Below are 4600 nucleotides of genomic sequence, written 5' to 3' on the forward strand. Positions count from 1 at the left end.
GGAACTAGCCGCGCCCGAGTGAGTGGCACGTTAGTGGCACTTCACCCCGAGCAATTCGCTCCAGCACTGGGATGACCACAAGCCTCATAATCCCTTGGTCGCGGGTTCAAGTCCCGCCGGGGGCACCGATCCACCGTATGCGTGTCCGTGGTCGGCGCATCAGCGGAAGAAGCGCCACGTCCGGACGAGGAAGACGACGAGCGCGTTCGCTGCGCACAGGACCGCGGCGAAGAAGAGAGCAGTCGAGGCCGAGAGCCCTACCTCCCGGGCAGGTGGCACCCACACTCGTTCTGCCGAGCGAGTACATCTGCACCCACTGCACGACGTACGACGCCACAGTCAACGCCAGGCAGGGCGTCGCCCACAGACCCTGGCTCATCCGATGCGCGACAATCCACCGGATGGAACGCCGCATCATCGAGTCGCCGCCTGCGCTCAACCGCTCACCGCGTCGACGGCTCCGCCGAAGCGGCGGTCGCGCTGCGCGTACTCGAGGATCGCATCCCACAGCGTGCGGCGATCGACGTCCGGCCACAGCACGTCCTGGAACACCATCTCCGCATACGCGGACTGCCACAGCAGGAAGTTCGACGTCCTCTGCTCCCCCGACGACCGCAGGAACAAATCGACGTCCGGCACGTCCGGGTTGTACAGCCGGGCCGCGATCGACGTCGACGTCAGCTTCGCGGGGTTCAGCTTCCCGTCGACCGCCTCCTGCGCGATCTCGCGCATCGCATCGACCAGCTCCGTGCGTCCGCCGTAGTTCACGCAGAACTGCAGAGTGAGGCCCGTGTTGCCCTTCGTCATCTCCTGCGCGTCCTCGAGCTCCCTGATGACGGACTTCCAGAGCTTCCCTGCCCTGCCGGACCACACGATCCGCACGCCCAGCCGGTGGAGCTCGTCCCGCCGCCGGCGGATGACGTCGCGGTTGAATCCCATGAGGAACCGCACCTCCGCGGGCGACCGCTTCCAGTTCTCCGTCGAGAACGCGTACGCGCTCAGGTACTCGACACCGGCCTCGATCGCCCCGTGGATGACGTCCAGCAGGGACGCCTCCCCCGCCTTGTGCCCCTCCGTGCGCGGCAGGCCCCGCTCGTTCGCCCAGCGCCCGTTGCCGTCCATGACGACGGCGACGTGGCGCGGCACGAACTTCTGCTCGATCTCCGGGAATCGGGCGCCGGACGGATGGGGCGGCGGGGCGGGGTAGGTCATGTGCGCTCCAGGACGGTCAGGGAGCGCACGCGACGCTCCAGGTGCCAGTGGACATAGGAGGTGACGAGGCGGGAGGCGTCCGCCGCGGCGTGATCCGGAGTGCGCTCCGCCGCCTGCCAGTCGCCCGCCAGCAGCGCGGCCAGGTGCTGCACCGCAGCCGTCGAGGTGAGCGAGGTCCCCTGCGGCCGGCAGTCCGTGCACACGGTCCCACCCAGCGACGCGGAGAACCCGCGGTGCGGACCCGGCATCCCGCACTGCGCGCAGTCGACGAGGCTGGGCGCCCAGCCCGCCAGACTCATCGCCCGCAGCAGGTAGGCGTCCAGGCTCTGCCGCGGCGGATGCTCGCGGTTGCACAGCGAGCGGATCGCAGACAGCAGGAGGAGGAAGTGCCCCCGGGTCCGCGGTTCGTCCTCCGTGAGCTTCTGCGCGATCTCCGCCATGACGGATGCGGCCGCGTACGCGTCGTAGTCCGCCATGATGCCGCGGGCGAACGGTTCCTTGAGCTCCACTTGCGTGATGACGTCCAACGAGCGGCCCACGTGCGCCTGCAGGTCGACGAACATGAACGGCTCCAGCCGGGAGCCGATCCGCGACTTCGTCCGCCGGATCCCCTTCGCGACCGCCCGCACCAGGCCGTGCTCGCGGGTCAGCAGCACGACGATGCGGTCCGCCTCTCCCAGCCTGTGGCCGCCCAGCACGAGCGCCTCGTCACGGTAGTTCCTCACCGCACGATCATCTCACCTGCACCTGCGGGAATCCCGGAGGCGCACCTCTAAGACCGCCGAGGCCGTGGTCACCCTCCGTGCGGAGGGTGACCACGGCCTCGGCGGCGGTGTCGTGCCGGACTCAGCGGGCGGCGCGGTTGACGGCGGAGATGATCGCCTTGAGCGTCGCCTTCGTGATGTTGGGGTGCAGGCCCGCCCCCCAGAGGACGCGGTCGCCCACCGCCAGCTCGACGTAGGCGGCGGCCTTCGTGTCCGCCCCGGAGCCCACGGCGTGCTCACTGTAGTCCTGCAGGCGGATGTCGGCTTCGAAGTTGTCGTTCAGGATCGTCACGAGTGCGTCGACGGGGCCGTTGCCGCGGCCCTCGTACACCCGCTCCTGGCCGTCGACGCGCAGGAACGCCTCGATCCGCTCCGCCAGGCGACCGGAGCCTTCGTCCGCATCCTCGACGGACTCCGTGCGCAGGCTCACCAGCTCGAAGCGGCCCCAGCCGTCCTCCTCCGCAGAGGTCGGCAGGTACTCGTCCTCGAAGATGCCCCAGATCTCGCGGGCGCTCACCTCGCCGCCGGACTCCGTCCGCGACTGGACGACCTTCGAGAACTCGACCTGCATGCGGCGCGGCAGGTCCAGGCCGTACTCGCTCTTGATGAGGTAGCTGACGCCGCCCTTGCCGGACTGCGAGTTCACGCGGATGACCGCTTCGTACGTGCGGCCCAGATCCTTGGGATCGACCGGCAGGTACGGCATGTCCCACTCCATCTGGTCCACGGGCACGCCCGCCTCGAACGCCTTTGCCTCCCGCTGCGCGAACGCCTTGTTGATCGCGTCCTGGTGCGAACCGGAGAACGACGTGAAGACCAGGTCGCCGCCGTACGGGTGGCGCTCGTGCACGCCGATCTGGTTGCAGTGCTCGACCGTGTGGATGACCTCGTCGATGTCGGAGAAGTCCAGCTCCGGGTCGACGCCCTGGCTGTACAGGTTCATCGCGACCGTCACGAGGTCCAGGTTGCCGGTGCGCTCGCCGTTGCCGAACAGGCAGCCCTCGACGCGGTCGGCACCGGCCATGAGGCCCAGCTCCGCCGCGGCGACGCCGGTGCCGCGGTCGTTGTGCGGGTGCAGGCTGACGGCGACGTCCTCGCGGTAGGGCATCTGGCGGATGAACCACTCGATCTGGTCCGCGTACGCGTTGGGGGTGCCGCGCTCCACGGTGGCCGGCAGGTTCACGACCGTCTCGCGGCCGGCGGCGGGCTGCCACACGTCCAGCACGGAGCCCACGATGTCGACGGCGAAGTCCGGCTCCGTGTCGACGAAGATCTCCGGCGAGTACTGGTACCCGAAGTCCGCGTCGCCCAGCATCGACTCCGCGTGCTTCATGACCGCCTGCGTGCCGCGCAGCGCGATGTCGCGGGTCTCGTCGAAGCCCTCGCCGTCGAATCCGAAGACGACCTTGCGGAAGACCGGGGCCGTCGCGTTGTAGAGGTGGACGGTCGACTTCGCCGCGCCCCGCAGGCTCTCGACCGTGCGCTCGATGAGGTCCTCGCGCGCCTGCGTCAGGACGCTGATGCGGACGTCATCGGGGATCGCGTCCTCCTCGATGATCTGGCGGACGAAGTCGAAGTCCGGCTGGCTGGCCGCGGGGAAGCCGACCTCGATCTCCTTGAAGCCCAGCTTCACGAGCAGGTCGAACATGCGGCGCTTGCGGTCCGGGGTCATCGGGTCGATGAGCGCCTGGTTGCCGTCGCGCAGATCCGTGCTGAGCCAGCGGGGTGCCTTCGTGAGGCGCTGGTCCGGCCACGTCCGATCGCGCATGTCCAGCTGGATCCGGTCGTAGAAGGACCGGTACTTGTGGAACGGCATGGGGCTGGGCTTCTGCAGATTCGACATCGCTGCTTCTCCTGTGCGTGCGTGTGGTGCGTATGAGGGGACCGACAAGCGCGACGACCACCGCGACGAGGATGCGGCCCGTGTGCGTCAGGCCCCGTCGCGGCGGCTAAGGAGGAGGAGGCTCCGTGTCATGACCGTCACCCTATTCCCCTACGCGGCCTGACTCCCAGTCGGATGTCCGCATGATGGACGCCGGGGAGCGCAGCGCGGCTGCTCGTGCCGTCATCTCTGCGTGAAGTCGGCCGACGCGCGGGCGACGCTGAAGGAGGAATCGGTCTCCTCCGATCGGCACGTGACGCCGGACTCCGAGGACTCGCACGTCATGCCGTGCGCGCTCACGGTCTGGCCGTAGTCCAGCGCCTGCCCGTCCGTGGGGAACTGCGCGGGAGAGCACGAGAAGCCCGCGCCCTCGCTGTTCGCGACGACGATCGAGCCCCACTCGTCCATCGCGCAGCCGTCCGGCGGCTCCGGCGGGTCGTAGTCGAAGGTCTTGATGACGCAGCGGGCACGCTCGGCGTCGATCGTGCACCCGATGTTCCCGGACGGCGTCGTGAAGGTCTCGACGTCCTCCCCCGCGTCCGCGGTGGGGTTCTCCCCCTCGTCGACGAGGCCGCCGGGATCCGTCGTGGACGTGGCCGGCGGCGGAGGGGGTGCCGGCTGCTGCGCCTGCTCCCCCGTGCGCCCCAGCGCGTCGACGAGGATCCAGCCGCCGATCCCCAGCACGACGAGCGCGGAGAGGACGACGAACACGATCGCCAGGACCGGCAGACCGCGCTTCCGC

At 69.4% G+C, this 4600-nt stretch carries 4 protein-coding genes; all 4 read right to left on the reverse strand.

Going from position 1 to position 4600, the window contains the following annotated elements; genetic code table 11:
• Window positions 1–435: 435 nt before the first annotated feature.
• Entirely contained in the window at window positions 436–1212 is a 777-nt protein-coding gene (locus HGBR_RS12710; RefSeq protein WP_019159724.1) for an isoprenyl transferase, read from the reverse strand.
• On the reverse strand, window positions 1209–1937 hold the full coding sequence (recO, locus tag HGBR_RS12715; RefSeq protein WP_019159725.1) for a DNA repair protein RecO: 729 nt from the start codon (window positions 1935–1937) through the stop codon (window positions 1209–1211). The genes HGBR_RS12710 and recO overlap by 4 nt, the downstream gene beginning before the upstream one ends.
• Window positions 1938–2058: 121 nt before the next feature.
• A complete protein-coding gene (leuA, locus tag HGBR_RS12720) occupies window positions 2059–3819 on the reverse strand; it encodes a 2-isopropylmalate synthase (protein ID WP_019159726.1) in 1761 nt (586 codons plus the stop codon).
• Between the two features lie 222 nt (window positions 3820–4041).
• A partial coding sequence (locus HGBR_RS17920) for a hypothetical protein (protein ID WP_019159727.1) occupies window positions 4042–4600 on the reverse strand: 559 nt, incomplete at its 5' end.

This window comes from Brevibacterium senegalense (genome assembly GCF_000285835.1).
Lineage (GTDB): Bacteria > Actinomycetota > Actinomycetes > Actinomycetales > Brevibacteriaceae > Brevibacterium > Brevibacterium senegalense.

What these genes read in the sequence shown, in the direction of transcription:
- HGBR_RS12710 (WP_019159724.1), bottom strand. Translation starts at nt 1,212, where the DNA reads ATGACCTACCCCGCCCCGCCGCCCCATCCGTCCGGCGCCCGATTCCCG.
- leuA (WP_019159726.1), bottom strand. Translation starts at nt 3,819, where the DNA reads ATGTCGAATCTGCAGAAGCCCAGCCCCATGCCGTTCCACAAGTACCGG.